This window comes from Aerococcus sp. L_32 (genome assembly GCF_050689315.1).
On record NZ_JBOEQF010001301.1, the window covers coordinates 1 to 509 of the forward strand.

Below are 509 nucleotides of genomic sequence, written 5' to 3' on the forward strand. Positions count from 1 at the left end.
GTCTGGGCGTTTAGATTGCTTCCTAATATAGTGATAAGTTGCCTTTGGAAAACCAGTTACTCTTAAAATATCAACTAATTTGAATTTATTAATATTATGGAGATTGTAGATCGCTTGAACTATTTGTTTCTTTGTTGCTGTTTCTCTGCTTCCTGCAATCTCCCTAATTCCTTTAAAAATTCATTCTCGATTCTCAAATCACGATTTTCGTTTTCAAGTTCTCTCAGACGCTCAACGTTTACATCTTCTCTAGTTATCTTCTTTGGATCTTGAAATATTTTCTTATCAGCTTTCTTCCGTTTACCCATTTTCGGTGGCCTACCTCTCTGTTCTGATAAGCCATCGATGCCTTTCTTGAGGATAGTAGTGCGCCAATTACAAAGTAAACTAGGGTTATTCATCCCTAATGAATTGGCTACTTCTCGATAACTCATCTCTGTTGTTTCATACAATTTTACAGCACTAAGCTTAAAATCAACAGCGTAATGAGTTTGATTCTTACTACGTTT

1 protein-coding gene is annotated in these 509 nt (G+C 35.4%); it reads right to left on the reverse strand.

Translation table 11 applies throughout. The annotated features are described in order from the left end of the window. Positions 1 to 119: 119 nt before the first annotated feature. Positions 120 to 509, reverse strand: a 390-nt coding sequence (locus ACRCJ0_RS19450) for a transposase (RefSeq protein ID WP_431391867.1), incomplete at its 5' end; no start/stop codon positions are given.